This is a genomic window from Pseudomonas putida (assembly GCF_028682175.1).
Classification (GTDB): Bacteria; Pseudomonadota; Gammaproteobacteria; order Pseudomonadales; family Pseudomonadaceae; genus Aquipseudomonas; species Aquipseudomonas putida_AD.
The window spans coordinates 18179-34610 of record NZ_JANHKS010000026.1; the positions used below are offsets into that span (position 1 = coordinate 18179).

Here is a 16432-nt window from a genome sequence, read left to right on the forward strand (position 1 = left end):
ACAATACCTAGCACGATGACCGATGTTCGCGCAAAGTTTGTGACTATGCAGCTAAATTTGGTCATTTGCTCTAGTTATGTGCTCAGAGAAGCCCTCAGCGTCGATTTCGCCGACGACACGCGCATTTGTCAGCTCGTTCCCGTCTTTTCCGAAGAACAGCAGCGCCGGTGGACCGAACAATTTGTAGCGATCGAGCAAGGCGCGCTGTTCGGCGCCGCTGGCCGTCATGTCGAAACGAATCAACCGGAACCCCTTGAGTTGGCTGACAATTTTCGGATCGGGCAGAACCTGGTGCTCGATCACCTTGCAGCTGATGCACCAGTCGGCATACCAGTCGACGAGCACCGGTTGGCCTGTGTTGCCCGATGTTTCCAGAATCCGGTCCAGCTCGCTGGCATCGGTCACGGTTTGCCAGGCAGATGCCTCACTACCGCCTTGCCGGGCCAGTTGCGCGTTTTGCGAGCCGCCCAGTGGGCGCAGCGGATCGGTCTGCCCGCCGAGGCCGCCGAACCAGCAGCACAGAGCGTAGACCAACAACAGAATGCCGAGCAGTTGATTGAGCCGCCCGCGAGTGGATTTCTCGACGAACTCCAGCGCGCCGAGAAACAGCGCAACGCCGGCCCAGAGCGCGCCGATCAGCATCAGGGTGAATTGCCCGGGAATCACCCGGCTCAACAGGCCGATGGCCAGGGCCAGCAGCAACACGCCGATGATGTTCTTCACCGTCACCAGCCAAGGGCCGCTTTTCGGCAGCCAGGCCGCGCCGCCCGTTGCCACCAGCACCAGGGGCGCACCCATGCCCAGTCCGAGCACGAACAGCTTCAAGGCGCCGCCCAATGCATCGCCGCTGGCACTTATATAAAGCAAGGCACCGGCCAGCGGCGCAGACACGCAGGGCGACACCACCAGGCTGGAAACGGCGCCCAGCACCGCAGCGCCCCACAACGAGCCGCCCTGGGTGTTGCCGGCAATGCGTTCGAGCCGGTCGTTGAGCGCCCGGGGCAGGCGCAGCTCGAAGACGCCGAACATGGCGATGGCGAACACCACGAAGAACAGCGAAAACGGCACCAGTACCCAGGCCGATTGCAACCGTGCCTGCAAATTCAGGCTGGCGCCGAACATACCCATCAGGGCGCCGAGCAGGGCGAAACAGATCGCCATGGGCAGCACGTAGGCCAGTGACAGCGAGAAGCCGCGCATGCCGCCCACTTGCCCGCGCAGAACCACGCCGGAGAGGATCGGCAGCATCGGCAGCACGCAAGGCGTGAAGGTGAGGCCGACGCCTGCGAGGAAGAACAGCGCCAGTTGTTTCCAGCTGAAAACGGCTTTGGTGACACCGGGTTCGCCTGTGGCCGTGGCGCCGGGGGCGCCGCCATCGATCTTCAACCGCTCGGTTTCTGGCGGGTAGCACAGGCCCTTGTCGGCGCAGCCCTGGTAGGTCACGACCAGGGTGAAGGCGCGATTATCGCCTGCCTTGCGTGGCAGGGTGACGTCGAGAATGCCGTGGTACACCTCGACGTCGCCGAAGTACTCGTCGTGCTTCTTTTCCCCATCAGGCAATTGCGCGGCGCCGAGGCCGATGTCGGCAGGCTCGGTGCGAAATTGAAAGCGGTGGCGATAGAGGTAATAGCCTTCGGTGGCGACGAATTGCAGCTTGATCGCCTCGGGCGTCGAGTCGATCAGGTTGAGCTGGAAGGCCTGGCGAACCGGCAGGAAATCCTTGCTGTTATCGACTGCGGCACTGCCCAGCCCGCCGGCGGGGCGATTGTCCAGCAGGCTGGCGCTGAAGGCGGGCAGGGCAAAGGTCAGCAGTATCAGAAAAAGCAGGCGGCGCATGGCGATCTCGCATCTCGAACATGCGCGCATCATAACGGACATGACGCGATCCGTAGCAGCACGGCTTGCCGGCGGGGGCGATCATCAGTACGCCCCCGCCGGCAAGCGGAGCGCCGCCCGGCCGGGCTGCTACGGGATGGTTGCCATCGTCTCCATCTTCGCTTTCGCGATCTCATCGCGCGCTGAATGCACCTGATTGCGCCCGGCCTTCTTCGCGCGGTACAGCGCGTCGTCCGCGTGGGAGGCCATGAGCAGTGCGTCGTCGTGTTCACCCAGTTCGACCACGCCTGCGCTGAAGGTACAGAACAGGTCTGCTGGCTGGGCGGGGTAGTGGATTTCGGCGAAGCGGCGACGGATTTCGTCGAGTACGCTGTGGGCTGCGGCCAGGTCGGTATCGGGCATGACCACCGCAAACTCTTCGCCGCCGTAACGGCCGATGTAGTCGGTCTTACGCAGGCGTTGCTTGAGAAACAGCGCCAGGCTCTTGATGACGCGGTCGCCCATGGGGTGGCCGTGGGTATCGTTGACCTTCTTGAAGTGGTCGATGTCGAGCATGACGAAACTGAGCGGCTTGTTCTCGCGGCGTGCGCGGAAGCTGCAGTCTTCGAGCAGTTGCAGGATGTGGGTGTGGTTGTACAGCCCGGTCAGGCTGTCGCGCACCATCCGCGCCTTGAGGTTGCGCGCCCGGGCCGCGCGGTTGCGCACGGTAGTGATCAGGTGCCGAGGCTTGATCGGTTTGGTCAGGAAGTCATCGCCGCCTTCGCTCATCGCATCCAGCTGTTTATCCAGATCGTCCTCGGCAGACAGGTAAATGATCGGCACGCTGACGTAGCGGTCGTTGTGGCGAATCACTTTCGCCAGCTCCGTACCGGTGCAGCCGGGCATGTACATGTCGAGGATGATCAGGTCGGGCTGGAATTCGGCCAGTTCGGACATGGTCTTGATGGGGTCGAACAACGTGCGCGTGACGATCCCGGCGCTATTGAGCAGCCGCTCGGTGTGGGTGGCCTGGGCGCGGGAGTCATCGATGATGAGCACCTTGTAGGGTTCGTACTGCGCAACCCGGGTCAGGATCTCGATCTTTTCCAGCAGGCTCGACGCTTCAAGGGTGCCCGTGAGGAATTCCTCGCCACCGGCACGCACCGCCGCCAGGCGGGTTGGCGTATCGGTTTCGTGATGGCTGAAGAACAGCAGCGGCAGCTTCTGCTCCAGGCCTTCCTGCATCTTGGCCGCCAGTTTCAGCCCTTCGCCGATCCCGCCGAAGTCCACGTCCATCACCACCGCCGCCGGCAGGCGCTCGGCCAGGGTCGCGTGGAAGGCCTGGACCGTGTTCAGCGCCTGGGCGCTCAGTCCAAAGAACTCAAGCTGCTTGGCCAGCCGCTCGCCGCGATCGTGATCCTGCAGCATCACGTAGATGGGCTTGCGCAGGGGCGGCAGGGAGGTGTGTTCCAGACGGTCGCCGTGGCGCAGGCCGGTACGTGACAAGCGCTGCATCAAGCGGTTGAGGTCGGTAATCAGGGCGCTGCTCAGTCGGCCACGGTTGGCGTGGACCTCTTCCAGCGAGCGGTTGATGCCGCGCGCCAGTTGCGCATGCTCGGCCTGTTCGAAGCGTTCGGCAAAACGCAGCAGGCGCTGGTTGGCGTCGCTGAGTTCTTCCATATCCGCAACCGACCATTCGCTTTGCTGCAAGCGCTGCCACACCTCCAGGATCTGCCTGGCCTGGTGGATGACGCGTTGGGCGAAGTGGTGTTTGAGACGGTCTGGGCTCGAATCTTCTGGCTCGGTCATGTCCTGACTACTTATCGGGGAAACCCTGATACAAATGCTGGCGCTATGCTAGCACTACTTTTATGACGCAAGTGCGCCGCAAGTCATTTAGTTGTCATTTTTTCAGGGTTTTTTTGCGTCAAATTTTCACCGCTCAAGCGTGTTGAGGCGATGGATTTTCAGTGGCCAAAGATTCACGTCGCGACCGGCCAGTCAGGGTTTTCCCGATGCATGCACAGGGCATGGTGCCGAAGGATGGCGCAGACGGACCACTGGATTACGCAAATGGACCATCCCTCGCGTTCCTGCCAAACGCACCTTGCTGTAAGGTTGCGGTCCTAAGCACTGAATTCCGTGATTGAAAGGACAAGGCCATGCTGGATTGGAAGAAGCGCTCGGACACTGCGGGCGGGGGCGAGCGCGTAGACGGGAAACCTGTGGGCAAGGCACCTCGTGCCGCGCGCGGGTATTGGAGCGGGCTGCTGTTCAGCCGGGCGGTGGGCGCGGTGGTGGCGATCTACCTGCTGGTGACCGTCGTCCTGGGCATCTGGTGGAGCAGCGAGCCGGCCTTGTTTCCGGTCCAGCAGCAGGCCCAGGCGGCCGCCGAGCGTGACGGCAAGCCGATGGTGATTGGCTACACCACCGTCGAGACCCTCAAGACTGTCGTCTCGACCCTGCTCGACAAGCCGGGCGGCTACATTTCCAACGACCGCTTCCCGCCAGGCCTGTGGATGGACAACATGCCGAGCTGGGAATACGGCGTGCTGGTCCAGGTGCGTGACCTGACCCGCGCCCTGCGCAAGGACTTCGCCCGCTCCCAGTCGCAGTCGGCCGAAGACGGCGATCTGGGCCGCGCCGAGCCGCTGTTCAACTTCGACAACAAGAGCTGGATCCTGCCGTCGAGCGAATCCCAGTACCGCGACGGTATCGCTGCCCTGACCCGTTATCAGGCGCGTCTGTCCGATCCGAACCAGCGCGGCGCGCTGTTCTATACCCGTGCCGACAACCTGAACAACTGGCTGGGTGATGTCGGGACCCGCCTGGGCTCGCTGTCGCAGCGCCTGTCGGCCAGCGTCGGTCGGGTCAAGCTCAACAGCACCCTGAAGACCGAAGCCCAGTCCACGGTGACCGTGAAGCCGGGTGAAGTGCCGCAGGTAGACGAAGAAATCGTCGAAACCCCGTGGATGCAGATCGACAACGTGTTCTATGAAGCGCGCGGTCAGGCCTGGGCGCTGTCCCTGCTGCTGCGGGCCATCGAAGTCGATTTCGCCGATGTACTGGCCAAGAAGAACGCCACCGTCAGCGTGCGTCAGATCATCCGTGAGCTGGAGGCCTCGCAGGAACCGATGTGGAGCCCGTTGATCCTCAACGGCAGCCCATACGGCGTGTTCGCCAACCACTCGCTGGTCATGGCCAACTACCTGTCCCGCGCCAACGCCGCAGTCATCGACCTGCGCCAGTTGTTGTCGCAGGGTTGATCGGTGGCCGTCTCTGAAAACGAAGTCGCGCATCGCGCGGCTTCCGATGCCGAGCAGATCGCCTGGGTCGATCGTCAGGATCAACTGCTGGGTTCGATGCCGCGGGCCGAATTGCGCGAGCGCGGCCTGATCGGGCGGGGCACCTATATCCTGCTGTTCAACTCCGCCGGTGAGCTGTGCGTGCATCGGCGCACCCTGAGCAAGGCCATCTACCCGGGCTACTGGGACGTGGCGGCGGGCGGCATGGTCCAGGCCGATGAAAGCTATGAGCTGTCGGCGGCGCGGGAGTTGGAGGAAGAACTGGGGGTGGCTGGCGTCGAGCTGACCGCCCATGAGCAGTTTTTCTTCGATCAGCCGGACAACCGCCTGTGGTGTGCAGTCTTCTCCGCCGTCTGGGACGGGCCCTTGAAACTGCAGCCTGAAGAGGTGCTCGAAGCGCGTTTCATCAGCATCGATCAGGTCCTGCGCGAAACCGTCGAGAAGCCTTATTGCCCGGACTCTCTGGCTGCGTTGAAGCGCTATCTGGGCGACGTCGCAAAACGCCCGTAAATTGGCGCATATTTGCACTTAGCAGCAGCGCTTTTTGCCGTTACACTGCGCGACTTTTCAAGCCGGACTGTCTTCACGGTCCGGTAGCGCTGCCCCTGCCTGAGTGGGGCTTCGCGGTCGGCTCCCGTCGGCTAGACTTTGGTCCTCAAGAAGAGGATTGCCCGTGGCCAAAAAAGCCGCATCCTTCGCTGCCCTCGGCGGCCTGGTATTTTCCACCGACGCAGGACGGCATTGTCCCGAATGCCGTCAGCCTGTCGATGCCTGCATCTGCAAGAAATCGGTTATCCCCGAAGGTGATGGCATTGCCCGCGTTCGTCGCGAGAGCAAGGGCCGTGGCGGCAAGACCGTCACCACCATCACCGGCGTGCCGCTGCCTGAAGATGCACTCAAGGAACTGGCGACTACGCTCAAGCGTCGTTGCGGAACCGGTGGTGCGCTCAAGGATGGCGTGATCGAGATTCAGGGCGATCACGTCGAGACGCTGCTGGCAGAACTGGTCAAGCAGGGCTTCAAGGCGAAAAAGTCCGGCGGCTGAGTCGCCACTTTTCGCTCTTGGGCTCATGCCTGGCATTGCCCCTTCGGTCTGGCATTCACGTTCAAAACAAACTCCGGTCTGCACCTCGGGTCTATTACCCACGGCAGGCGGGTGCCAAACCGTCATTTGCACTCTATACACTGCGCCCAGCCGGTCAGGCCGGGGCTTTATTGACTTTTATACAGGGGACTTCGATGTCCGTACGACGCACACGCAAAGACGATGGTAGCCAATGGACCGTGGCGGACAGCCGCAGTGTCTACGGGATTCGCCATTGGGGGGCTGGTTATTTTGCAATCAACGAAGCCGGCCGTGTTGAAGTTCGCCCCAACGGGCCAGGCAGTTCGCCCATCGATCTCTACGAGCAGGTAGAGGAGCTGCGCAAGAGCGGCCTTTCCCTGCCATTGCTGGTGCGTTTCCCCGATATCCTGCAAGACCGTGTGCGTCAGTTGACCGGTGCGTTCGACGCCAATATCGCGCGCCTGGAATACCAGAGCAAGTACACCGCGCTGTACCCGATCAAGGTCAACCAGCAGGAAGCGGTGGTGGAAAACATCATCGCCACGCAGAACGTTTCCATCGGCCTTGAGGCTGGTTCCAAGCCCGAGCTGATGGCCGTGCTGGCACTGGCGCCGAAGGGCGGCACCATCGTCTGCAACGGTTACAAGGACCGTGAGTTCATCCGTCTGGCGCTGATGGGCCAGAAGCTGGGCCACAACGTCTTTATCGTCATCGAGAAAGAATCCGAAGTCGAACTGGTGATCGAAGAGGCCGCCGAGCTGAAAGTCGCGCCACAGGTGGGCCTGCGGGTTCGTCTGTCTTCGCTGGCGTCGAGCAAGTGGGCGGACACCGGTGGCGAGAAGTCCAAGTTCGGTCTGTCTGCCGCGCAACTGCTGTCGGTGGTCGAGCGCTTCACCAAGGCGGGGCTTGACCAGGGCATTCGCCTGCTGCACTTCCACATGGGCTCGCAGATCGCCAACCTGGCCGACTACCAGCACGGTTTCAAGGAAGCCATCCGTTACTACGGCGAGCTGCGCAACCTGGGCCTGCCGGTCGATCACATCGACGTCGGCGGTGGTCTGGGTGTGGACTACGACGGCACCCATTCGCGTAATGCCAGTTCGATCAACTACGACATGGACGATTACGCCGGTGTCGTGGTCGGCATGCTCAAGGAGTTCTGCGACGCCCAGGGCCTGCCGCATCCGCACATTTTCTCCGAGAGCGGCCGCTCGCTGACCGCGCACCACGCGATGCTGGTGATCCAGGTCACCGACGTGGAACGTCACAACGACGAAGTGCCGGAAATCGAGGACAAGGAAAGCCTGCCCGAAACCCTGCAATGGCTGGTCGATCTTCTCGGCCCGACCGACATCGAGATGGTCACCGAGACCTACTGGCGCGCCACCCACTACATGAGCGACCTGGCCGCGCAGTATTCGGACGGCAAGCTGACCCTGGCGCAAAAAGCGCTGGGCGAGCAGTGCTACTTCGCCGTGTGCCGTCGCCTGCACAACTCGTTGAAGGCCCGTCAGCGCTCGCACCGTCAGGTTCTGGACGAACTCAACGACAAGCTGGCCGACAAGTACATCTGCAACTTCTCGGTGTTCCAGAGCCTGCCGGACACCTGGGCGATCGATCAGGTATTGCCGATCATCCCGCTGCACCGTCTGAACGAAGAGCCGAACCGTCGCGCCGTGCTGCAGGACCTGACCTGTGACTCGGATGGCAAGATCAACCAGTACGTCGACGAGCAAAGCATCGAGACCAGCCTGCCGGTCCACGGGCTGAACGAGGGTGAGGATTACCTGCTGGGCGTGTTCCTGGTGGGCGCGTACCAGGAAATCCTGGGTGACATGCACAACCTGTTCGGCGACACCGATTCGGTGAACATCTACCAGAACGCCGACGGCAGCGTTTACCACGCAGGCATCGAAACCCACGACACCATCGAAGACATGCTGCGCTATGTGCACCTGTCGCCGGAGGAGTTGATGACGCACTACCGCGACAAGGTGGCCAGCGCGCGGATTTCCCCACGTGAGCGCACCCAGTACCTGGACGCGTTGCGCCTGGGGCTGACACGGTCTTCGTACCTGTCTTCGTGATGACGGCCTGACTTGCCGGCGATGGCGCCCCCGACGACGCCCCCGCCGGCAAGCCGTGCTGCTACGGGATGAGGGCGCGCCTGCTCTTCGTAGCAGCCGGGCTTGCCCGCGGGAGCGATCTTGCTGGCACGGTGCGGCCCTGCTGGCACGCGCCTCTCCTACAATTCGCCACAACCTGCCGCCCACGGTTGTAGGCTATTTCCTGTTCTGCTTTTACCCCCTCTACTTGGCGGATCTTCTGCCCCAGAATCGCTGGCCTCTCGCAACTACCCGTAGAGGTCATCCGCTTTATGCTTCAGTTCGCCGACTCAAAGCCCCTGCGTCTGGAAACCGGTCGCCCCAAGCGCTCGTTCGAAGTGCTGACATGCACGGGGGGCGAGGTCTTCAATCAGCCCTATTCCTATGAACTGGAAATCGTCCATCCCGGCGGCGATCTGGACGCCCATGAATTACTGTTCAGCGGCGCCTACTTACATACCCATGACCTGGCCTGGGGCATCCACGGGCATATCCAGAGTATCGTGCGCAGCACTACGGAGCCTGCGCCCAGCAACCTGGCGCAGATGCGGCCCACGCGTTTCATTATCACCCTGGGCCCCCGGCTGGGGTTGATGGCCTTCCGGCACAACCAGCGCATCTTCCAGGGGATGAACGCCGACCAGATCATCAACCAGGTGCTGAGCGAGCACGGCATCGACGACGCGGGCTACGTCTGGCAACGCAGCCAGCCGTGCGTGGAGCGTGACTTCTGCGCCCAGTACCGCGAGAGCGATCTGTCCCTGCTGCAACGCCTGTGTGACGAGGAAGGCATGCACTATTACTTCCTGCACACCCGCAAGCGGCATGTCGTGGTGTTCACCGACCAGTCGCCACAGGCGCGTGAAGCCTCTGTCGCCCAGGCGACGCAACTCCCCAGCGAGCCGCGCAAGATCGATCCGGCAAAGGACGCGCCCATGAACATGCAGCGCGCCTGTGTGGTGGGCGGGCTGTTCGAACCGGTGAAGCTGGATGCAAGGGGCCGGCTGAAGGTGCGCTTCGAATGGGGGCACCAGGGTGATGGCGCACGGTTCAACGACTGCTGGGTGCCCATCGATCCTGCGCTCATCAACGGCAAGAACCCATGGTGGGGCGGTATGGAGGTGGTGGTGAACTTCCGTGACGGTAACCCCAGCTATCCCTACGTCAGCCACCGGTTGTGGGATCCGGACATCAACCCGCGCGCCAAGCCCGACCCGGCCGTGGTTCCGCGCAGGGTGATCACCACTCGCATCGACAAGGAACTGTTTCTGGACGAGTCCCGGCAGTTCTCCGTTGACGACAAGCTGATCGTGCGCCTGGCCCGCAACAACGAGCTGCATTTCAGGGTGGGCGCGAGCCTGGTGACCATCGATTCACGGACCCTGTCACTGAGCGGCCTGAAGGTCATGCTCTCGTCCATTGCCAGGGCCGAGGCGCAAGCGCAGCCAGGCGAGCCCGATCAGCCGTGAAACCAGCCATCGCTGCGGTTCAGGCGCCTGGCGATCACGCCCAGCGTCACGGCCCGCAGCGCCATGAACAGCAAGAACACCCACCACAGGGCGTGGTTGCCCAAGCCGCCCGCCACCCAGGCAAAGGGCGCTGTGAGCAACGCGGTGACAACCATCGCATTGCGCATCTCCCGGGCCCGGGTGGCGCCGATGAACAGGCCGTCGAGCAGGTAGCTCCAGACGGCCACCAGCGGCAGTACGGCGAGATAAGGCAGATAGATGAAGGCGATTTCCCGCACCTGAACGATGTCGGTCTGCATTGCGATGAACAGGTGCCCGCAGAGCAGGAACAGCACGGCGAACCCCAGGCTGCAAATCAGCGACCAGCCCCCGGCCACGTTCAACGAACGGCGCAGGGCGTTGCGGTCCCGCGCGCCGATGGCGTGGCCGCAGAGGGCTTCCACCGCATGGGCCAGGCCATCCAGCGCGTTGGCGGTCAGGAGCAGGCCGTTGAGCAGCAGCGCGTTGGCCGCCACCGTGGCATCGCCCAGCCGTGCGCCCTGGGTGGTGATGAGAAAGAACACCGATTGCAGCACCAGGCTGCGAATGAAGATATCGCGGTTGACCATCAGCAGCGGTCGCCAGCTTTGCCAGCGCTTGAGGGCGGCCAAAGCCAGGTGTCCGGGGTAATCGCGCAGGCCTTTGTGGGTCAGGGCCAGGCCCAGCAGCGCGCCAATCCACTCGGCCACCACCGACGCCCGGGCGCTGCCGACCACGCCCCAGTCCAGGCCGAGCACGAACCACAGGTTCAGGGCGATGTTGACCAGGTTGGTGGTCAGCAGAATCGCCAGCGGCGCCCGGGCGTTTTGCAGGCCCAGGAACCAGCCGACCAAGGCATAACTGGCGAGCGCTGCGGGCAAGCCAAACAGCCGGGTATGAAAGAAATCCTGGGTGAGTTCGTTGAGGTCCGGCGAGGGCTGCATCAGTTGCAGCGCCAGATGCTGGAAGGGCAGCCCGATCAGCCCCAGCAGCACCGCGAAGCCCATGGCCAGCAGCAGGCCTTGCAGCAGCACCTGGCGCAGCGCCGCACCGTCCTTGCGCCCGGCCGCCTGAGCGGCAAAGCCGGTGGTGCCCATGCGCAGGAAACTCATCGCCCAGGCCAGAAAACTGTACAAGGTGCCACCTACGGCCACCGCGCCCAATTGGTGGGCGTGGGGCAGATGGCCGATCACGCTGCTGTCGACCAGAGTCACCAGCGGCACGGAGATGTTGGACAGAATCATCGGCGCAGCCAGCGCCCACACCTGCCGGTGGGTGGCACGCTGACGCCAGTCTGCGAAGAAGTTGGACATAAGGCTCCCGGGGAAGGGCGGCATTGTAGCGGGTACCGGGCACCTGTAGGAGTGAGCTTGCTCGCGATGGCGTTTGGTCTGTCGCAGCAGAGTTGTCTGGCAGTCCGCTATCGCGAGCAAGCTCACTCCTACAGGTTTTGTGTGCATTCGTGGACCGTGTGCAACGTCACGCCGCTGCGAACAAACCCACAAACCCAAGGTCTATTCCCGCGCTGCGCTGTACGTTCAGCGTTGCGATGCTATAACTGCTGCTTCTCATCACAACTGCCGCCAATGAGTGCCTCATGCTTAACAAAGGATTGTTCCTGGCCTGTGCGCTGGTACTGCTCAGTGCCTGCGATTCCTCTACCTCCGACAAACCCGCGCCTGCCCCCGCGCAGCCTGCAGCGCCGCAAGCTGCTGCCGTGGAAGCGGCCAAGCCCAAGCCTGCGGTGGACATTCCCGCGCTGAGCAAGCGCTATGCAGGGCGCGAGTTGACGGTGGTGGATGTCTCGGAAATCCAGCTCGACGGCGCCAGCACGCTGTCGCTGAGTTTCTCGGTGCCGCTCAATCCCGATCAGAAATTCGCCGAGAAAGTGCATCTGGTGGACAGCGTCAACGGCAAGGTCGATGGCGCGTGGGAGCTGTCGGACAACCTCATGGAGTTGCGCCTGCGTCATCTGGAGCCCAAGCGCAAACTGGTGCTGACCATCGACCCTGGCCTGGCGGCCGTCAACAACAACACCCTGGCGGCCGAGTATTCCGCGCGCCTGGAAACCTCGGACCTGCAAGCCACGGTAGGCTTCGCCAGCCGTGGCAGCCTGCTGCCGACCCGCTTGGCGGAAGGCTTGCCGGTGATTGCGCTGAACGTCGATAAGGTCGATGTCGAATTCTTCCGCATCAAGCCTGACTCGCTCCCTGCATTTCTCAGTTCCTGGGAAGGTTCGTCGAGCCTGCAAAGCTACGAATCCAAAGAGCTGCTGCCCATGGCCGATCTGGTCTACGGCGGCCGGTTCGACCTGAACCCTGCGCGTAACACCCGGGAAACCGTGCTGCTGCCCATCGCCGGGCTCAAGCAGTTGCAGCAACCGGGCGTGTACCTGGCAGTGATGCGCGCCTCGGGCACCTATAACTACTCCCAGCCTGCAACGCTGTTCACCTTGAGCGACATCGGCCTGTCGGTGCACCGCTACGCCAACCGCCTCGACGTGTTCACTCAGGCGCTGGAGGGCGGCAAGGCGCTCAACGGCATCGATCTCGAACTCTACGACGACAAGGGCCGCATGGTCGGTCAGGGCAAGACCGACAACGCCGGTCACGCCGAACTGCCGCTGCCTGCCAAGGCCGAAGTGCTGCTGGCCAAACAGGCCGAACAGACCAGCCTGCTGCGCCTGAACAGCGCCGCCCTGGACCTGGCCGAATTCGACATCACCGGGCCCCAGGCCCACCCGTTGCAGTTCTTCATCTTCGGCCCCCGCGACCTGTATCGCCCCGGTGAAGTGGTGCTGCTCAACGGCCTGCTGCGCGACAACGACGGCAAGCGTGTGAAAGCTCAACCCATCACCGTGGAAGTGCGTCGGCCAGACGATCAGGTCAGTCGCAAGTTTGTGTGGGATGCCGATGCAAGCGGGCTGTATCAATACCAACTGCAACTGTCAGACGAAGCCCCAACCGGGCGCTGGCAACTGGTGTTCGACCTGGGCGACGGCAAACCGCAGCTGTATGAATTCCAGGTCGAGGATTTCCTGCCCGAGCGCATGGCGCTGGAACTCAAGGGCAGCGACACGCCCATCACCCCCGATGCAGCGCTGGATGTGTCCATCAACGGTCGTTACCTCTATGGCGCCCCCGCTTCGGGCAACCGCCTGACCGGCCAGTTGTACGTGCGTCCGCTGCGTGAAGCGGTGCCAGGGCTGCCGGGTTATCAGTTCGGTTCGATTACCGAAGAAGACCTCAAGCAGGATCTGGAAGTCGAAGACAGCGTGCTGGACGCCAACGGTGAACTGGACCTGAGCATCGACAGCCAGTGGGCCAAGGCCAGGTCGCCGCTGCAACTGGTGTTGCAGGCCAGCTTGCAGGAGTCGGGCGGGCGGCCGATCACCCGCCGCCTGACCCAGCCGGTGTGGCCGGCGGAAAAACTGCCGGGCCTGCGTGGCCTGTTCGACGGTGAAGCCACCGATGGCGATGGCCCGGTGGAATTCGAAGTGCTGATGGCCGATGCCGAGGGCCACAAACTGGCGGCCGAGAATCTCAAGGTCCGGCTGATTCGCGAGCGCCGTGACTACTACTGGAACTACTCGGACAGCGACGGCTGGAGCTATCACTACAACGAGAAGTTTCTGAACCTGTCCGAAGAAACCCTCAGCGTGAAGAAGGATTCCACCGCCAAGGTCAGCTTCCCGGTGGAGTGGGGCCCGTACCGCGTCGAGGTCGAGGATCCGGAAACGGGCCTGATCAGCAGCGTGCGTTTCTGGGCCGGTTACCGCTGGCAGGACAACGCCGAAGGCGGTGCGGTGCGTCCGGATCAGGTCAAGCTGGCGCTGGACAAACCGGCCTACGCCGATGGCGACACGGCCAAGGTCACGGTCACCCCGCCGAGCGCGGGCAAGGGCTACCTGCTGGTGGAGTCCAGCGAAGGGCCGTTGTGGTGGCAGGAAATCGACGTCCCGGCCGAGGGCAAGACCTTCGACGTGCCTGTGGATAAAAAGTGGGCGCGGCATGACCTTTACGTCAGCGCGCTGGTGATCCGCCCCGGCGAGCGCAAGGCCAACGTCACGCCCAAGCGCGCAGTGGGCGTGCTGCACCTGCCGCTGGATCGCTCGGAACGCAAACTGGCACTGACCGTGACCGCCCCTGAGAAGATGCGGCCCAAGCAGCCGCTCAGGCTAAAGGTCAACGCGAAGAACGCTGACGGTTCGATCCCCAAAGACGTGCACGTGCTGGTTGCGGCGGTGGACGTTGGGATCCTCAATATCACCGAATACGCCACCCCCGATCCGTTCGCCAGCCTGTTCGGGCGCAAGGAATACGGCGCCGACCAGCTCGACATCTATGGCCAGTTGATCGAGGCGGGGCGCAATCGCCTGGCCAGCCTGGCATTTGGTGGTGACGCAGCCCTGGCCAAGGGCGGCAAGCGTCCGGAAACCAGCGTCACCATCGTCGCCCTGCAGAGCGCGCCGGTGACCCTGAACGAGCAGGGCGATGCAGAAGTCAGCGTCGATATTCCGGACTTCAACGGCGAACTGCGGATCATGGCCCAGGCCTGGACCGACGAGCGCTACGGCATGGCCGAGGCCAAGACCAGGGTGGCCGCGCCGTTGATTGCAGAGTTGTCGGCGCCGCGCTTTCTGGCCGGTGGTGACCAGACCAGCGTGGCGCTGGATGTGTCGAACCTGTCGGGGCAGGCGCAGAAGCTCAATGTTCAGGTCAGTGCCGAGGGCCAGTTGAACCTGGCGCAGCCGGATGCTGGCAAGGCGATCAATCTGACCCAGGGGCAGCGCACCACCTTGCAGATTCCGGTCAAGGCCCAGGGCGGTTTCGGTCAGGGCACGATCAAGGTCACGGTCAATGGCCTGGAGTTGCCGGGCGAGAACCTGCCAGCGTTCAGTCGCGAGTGGACCATCGGCGTGCGCCCGGCCTATCCGGCCATGCTCAGGCAGTATCGCGCCGTGCTCAAGGATCAGGCCTGGAGCCTGCCGGACGGCGCGCTGGACGCCTTCGAACCTGCGGGACGCGAAGCGATGCTGTCGGTGTCGAGCCGGCCTCCGTTGAACCTGGGCGAGCAGATTCGTGCGCTCAAGGCTTACCCCTACGGTTGCCTGGAGCAGACCACCAGCGGCCTGTATCCGTCGCTCTACGCTGACGCCGCAACCCTCAAGCGCCTGGGGCTGGAAGGTGAGGCCGACGCGGTGCGCAAGCGCAAGATCGAGGTGGGTATCGAGCGCCTGCTCGGCATGCAGCGCTACAACGGCAGCTTCGGCCTGTGGGGCGCGGACGGCGATGAGGAGTACTGGCTGACCGCCTACGTCACCGACTTCCTGCTGCGTGCCCGCGACCAGGGCTACGCTGTGCCGCCGGACGCGCTGAAGAGGGCCAGCGAACGCCTGTTGCGCTACTTGCAGGAGCGCAACCAGATCGAGGTCAACTACAGCGAAAACGCCGACCACACCCGCTTCGCCGTGCAGGCCTACGCGGGGCTGGTGTTGTCCCGCAGCCAGCAGGCGCCGCTGGGTGCGCTGCGCAGCCTGTTCGACCGTCGCAGCGATGCGCGCTCCGGTTTGCCGCTGGTGCAACTGTCCATCGCGCTGGAGAAAATGGGCGACAAGCCGCGTGCCGATCAAGCGTTGCTGGCCGGGCTTGCTGCAGGTCGCAAGGCCAATGACTGGCTGGCCGACTATGGCAGCCCGCTGCGCGACCAGGCGTTGATCCTGTCGCTGCTTGAAGAAAACAAACTGGCCCAGGACAAGGTCGAGGAGCGGCTGTTTGCGCTGTCCGATCAGGTGGCGGCCAGCCGCTATCTGTCGACTCAGGAGCGCAACTCGCTGTTCCTCGCCGGGCGTGATCTGCTGGGCAAACCCGAGGCCAAGTGGGCGGCGACGCTGTCCAGCGGCAGCAGCAATCGCGAACTGAGCAACGACCAGCCGGGGGTGAAGCTCGACAGTTCGGTGCTGGCTTCACCGCTGACGGTGCAGAGCAGCAGTGGCGAAACTTTGTATCAGCAGATGACCATTTCGGGTTATCCGTCGCAGCCGCCTGTGGCCGGTGGCGAGAACCTGAGCATTCGTCGCGAGTACCTGGGAATGGACGGCGAGGCGCTGAACCTCAATGCCTTGAAGAGCGGCGAGCTGGTGCTGGTGCATCTTGAACTCAAGTCCAAGGAGCGCGTGCCGGATGCGCTGGTGGTTGACCTGTTGCCTGCCGGGCTCGAGATCGAGAACCAGAACCTGGCCCAGAGCGCGGCCAGCCTGGAAGACGCCAGCGAGTCGGTGAAACAGTGGCGCGAATCGATGGAGAACGCCGGGCTCAAGCATCAGGAATTCCGTGGCGACCGCTACGTGGCGGCGGTGGACCTGCAAGGGTTCAACACCGTGCACCTGTTGTACCTGGCCCGGGCCGTGACCCCAGGCACCTACCGCGTACCGCCGCCGCAGGTCGAGTCGATGTACCGCCCGAACTGGCAAGCCCTGGGCGACGCGCCTGCGCAGTTGGTCGTGAAAGCGAAGAAATAGGCAGCTTGTAGGAGCGCGCTTGGTTTGGGCCGCATCCGGACGATGGCGGTGGGTCTGTACCCATGAGGGTGTCTGACCTACCGCCCCCGCCGGCAAGCCGTGCTGCTACGGGTGTGAGGTGTCCCCAGTCCCGT

General features: G+C 63.3%; 9 protein-coding genes. 6 read left to right on the forward strand and 3 right to left on the reverse strand.

Annotation, left to right across the window (positions count from 1 at the left end; genetic code table 11):
• Positions 1–51: 51 nt before the first annotated feature.
• Positions 52–1836 carry a protein-disulfide reductase DsbD gene (locus tag NPS29_RS17950; RefSeq protein ID WP_274134082.1) on the reverse strand — a complete coding sequence of 595 codons (1785 nt, stop codon included), beginning with the start codon at positions 1834–1836 and terminating at the stop codon, positions 52–54.
• A 129-nt stretch (positions 1837–1965) separates the two neighbouring features.
• On the reverse strand, positions 1966–3624 hold the full coding sequence (locus tag NPS29_RS17955; RefSeq protein ID WP_274134083.1) for a response regulator: 1659 nt from the start codon (positions 3622–3624) through the stop codon (positions 1966–1968).
• Between the two features lie 353 nt (positions 3625–3977).
• Here NPS29_RS17955 and NPS29_RS17960 point away from each other — a divergent pair, with 353 nt between their 5' ends.
• The 5 genes from NPS29_RS17960 (at position 3978) to NPS29_RS17980 (ending at position 9760) form a co-directional block, all read left to right on the forward strand.
• The gene (locus tag NPS29_RS17960; RefSeq protein WP_274134084.1) at positions 3978–5081 is read left to right on the forward strand and encodes a DUF2333 family protein; all 1104 of its coding nucleotides are present in this window, start codon (positions 3978–3980) and stop codon (positions 5079–5081) included.
• 3 nt (positions 5082–5084) lie between these two features.
• Complete coding sequence (locus NPS29_RS17965) at positions 5085–5630, forward strand: NUDIX hydrolase (protein ID WP_274134085.1); 546 nt, start codon at positions 5085–5087, stop codon at positions 5628–5630.
• 163 nt (positions 5631–5793) lie between these two features.
• Complete coding sequence (locus NPS29_RS17970) at positions 5794–6165, forward strand: translation initiation factor Sui1 (RefSeq protein ID WP_274134086.1); 372 nt, start codon at positions 5794–5796, stop codon at positions 6163–6165.
• A 194-nt stretch (positions 6166–6359) separates the two neighbouring features.
• Positions 6360–8273, forward strand: coding sequence for an arginine decarboxylase (speA, locus tag NPS29_RS17975; RefSeq protein WP_274134087.1), 1914 nt, complete (start codon positions 6360–6362; stop codon positions 8271–8273).
• Between the two features lie 290 nt (positions 8274–8563).
• Positions 8564–9760 carry a contractile injection system protein, VgrG/Pvc8 family gene (locus tag NPS29_RS17980; RefSeq protein WP_274134088.1) on the forward strand — a complete coding sequence of 399 codons (1197 nt, stop codon included), beginning with the start codon at positions 8564–8566 and terminating at the stop codon, positions 9758–9760.
• Here NPS29_RS17980 and NPS29_RS17985 read toward each other — a convergent pair.
• A complete protein-coding gene (locus NPS29_RS17985) occupies positions 9751–11091 on the reverse strand; it encodes an MATE family efflux transporter (RefSeq protein ID WP_274134089.1) in 1341 nt (446 codons plus the stop codon). The genes NPS29_RS17980 and NPS29_RS17985 overlap by 10 nt on opposite strands.
• Positions 11092–11375: 284 nt before the next feature.
• Between NPS29_RS17985 and NPS29_RS17990 the strand changes: the two genes are divergently transcribed.
• Positions 11376–16298, forward strand: a complete 4923-nt coding sequence (locus NPS29_RS17990) for an alpha-2-macroglobulin family protein (RefSeq protein WP_274134090.1) — start codon at positions 11376–11378, stop codon at positions 16296–16298.
• Positions 16299–16432 lie beyond the last annotated feature (134 nt).

Coding starts and splice junctions, on each gene's coding strand:
- NPS29_RS17950 (WP_274134082.1), bottom strand. CDS start 1,836: ATGCGCCGCCTGCTTTTTCTGATACTGCTGACCTTTGCCCTGCCCGCC.
- NPS29_RS17960 (WP_274134084.1), top strand. CDS start 3,978: ATGCTGGATTGGAAGAAGCGCTCGGACACTGCGGGCGGGGGCGAGCGC.
- speA (WP_274134087.1), top strand. CDS start 6,360: ATGTCCGTACGACGCACACGCAAAGACGATGGTAGCCAATGGACCGTG.
- NPS29_RS17980 (WP_274134088.1), top strand. CDS start 8,564: ATGCTTCAGTTCGCCGACTCAAAGCCCCTGCGTCTGGAAACCGGTCGC.
- NPS29_RS17985 (WP_274134089.1), bottom strand. CDS start 11,091: ATGTCCAACTTCTTCGCAGACTGGCGTCAGCGTGCCACCCACCGGCAG.
- NPS29_RS17955 (WP_274134083.1), bottom strand. CDS start 3,624: ATGACCGAGCCAGAAGATTCGAGCCCAGACCGTCTCAAACACCACTTC.
- NPS29_RS17990 (WP_274134090.1), top strand. CDS start 11,376: ATGCTTAACAAAGGATTGTTCCTGGCCTGTGCGCTGGTACTGCTCAGT.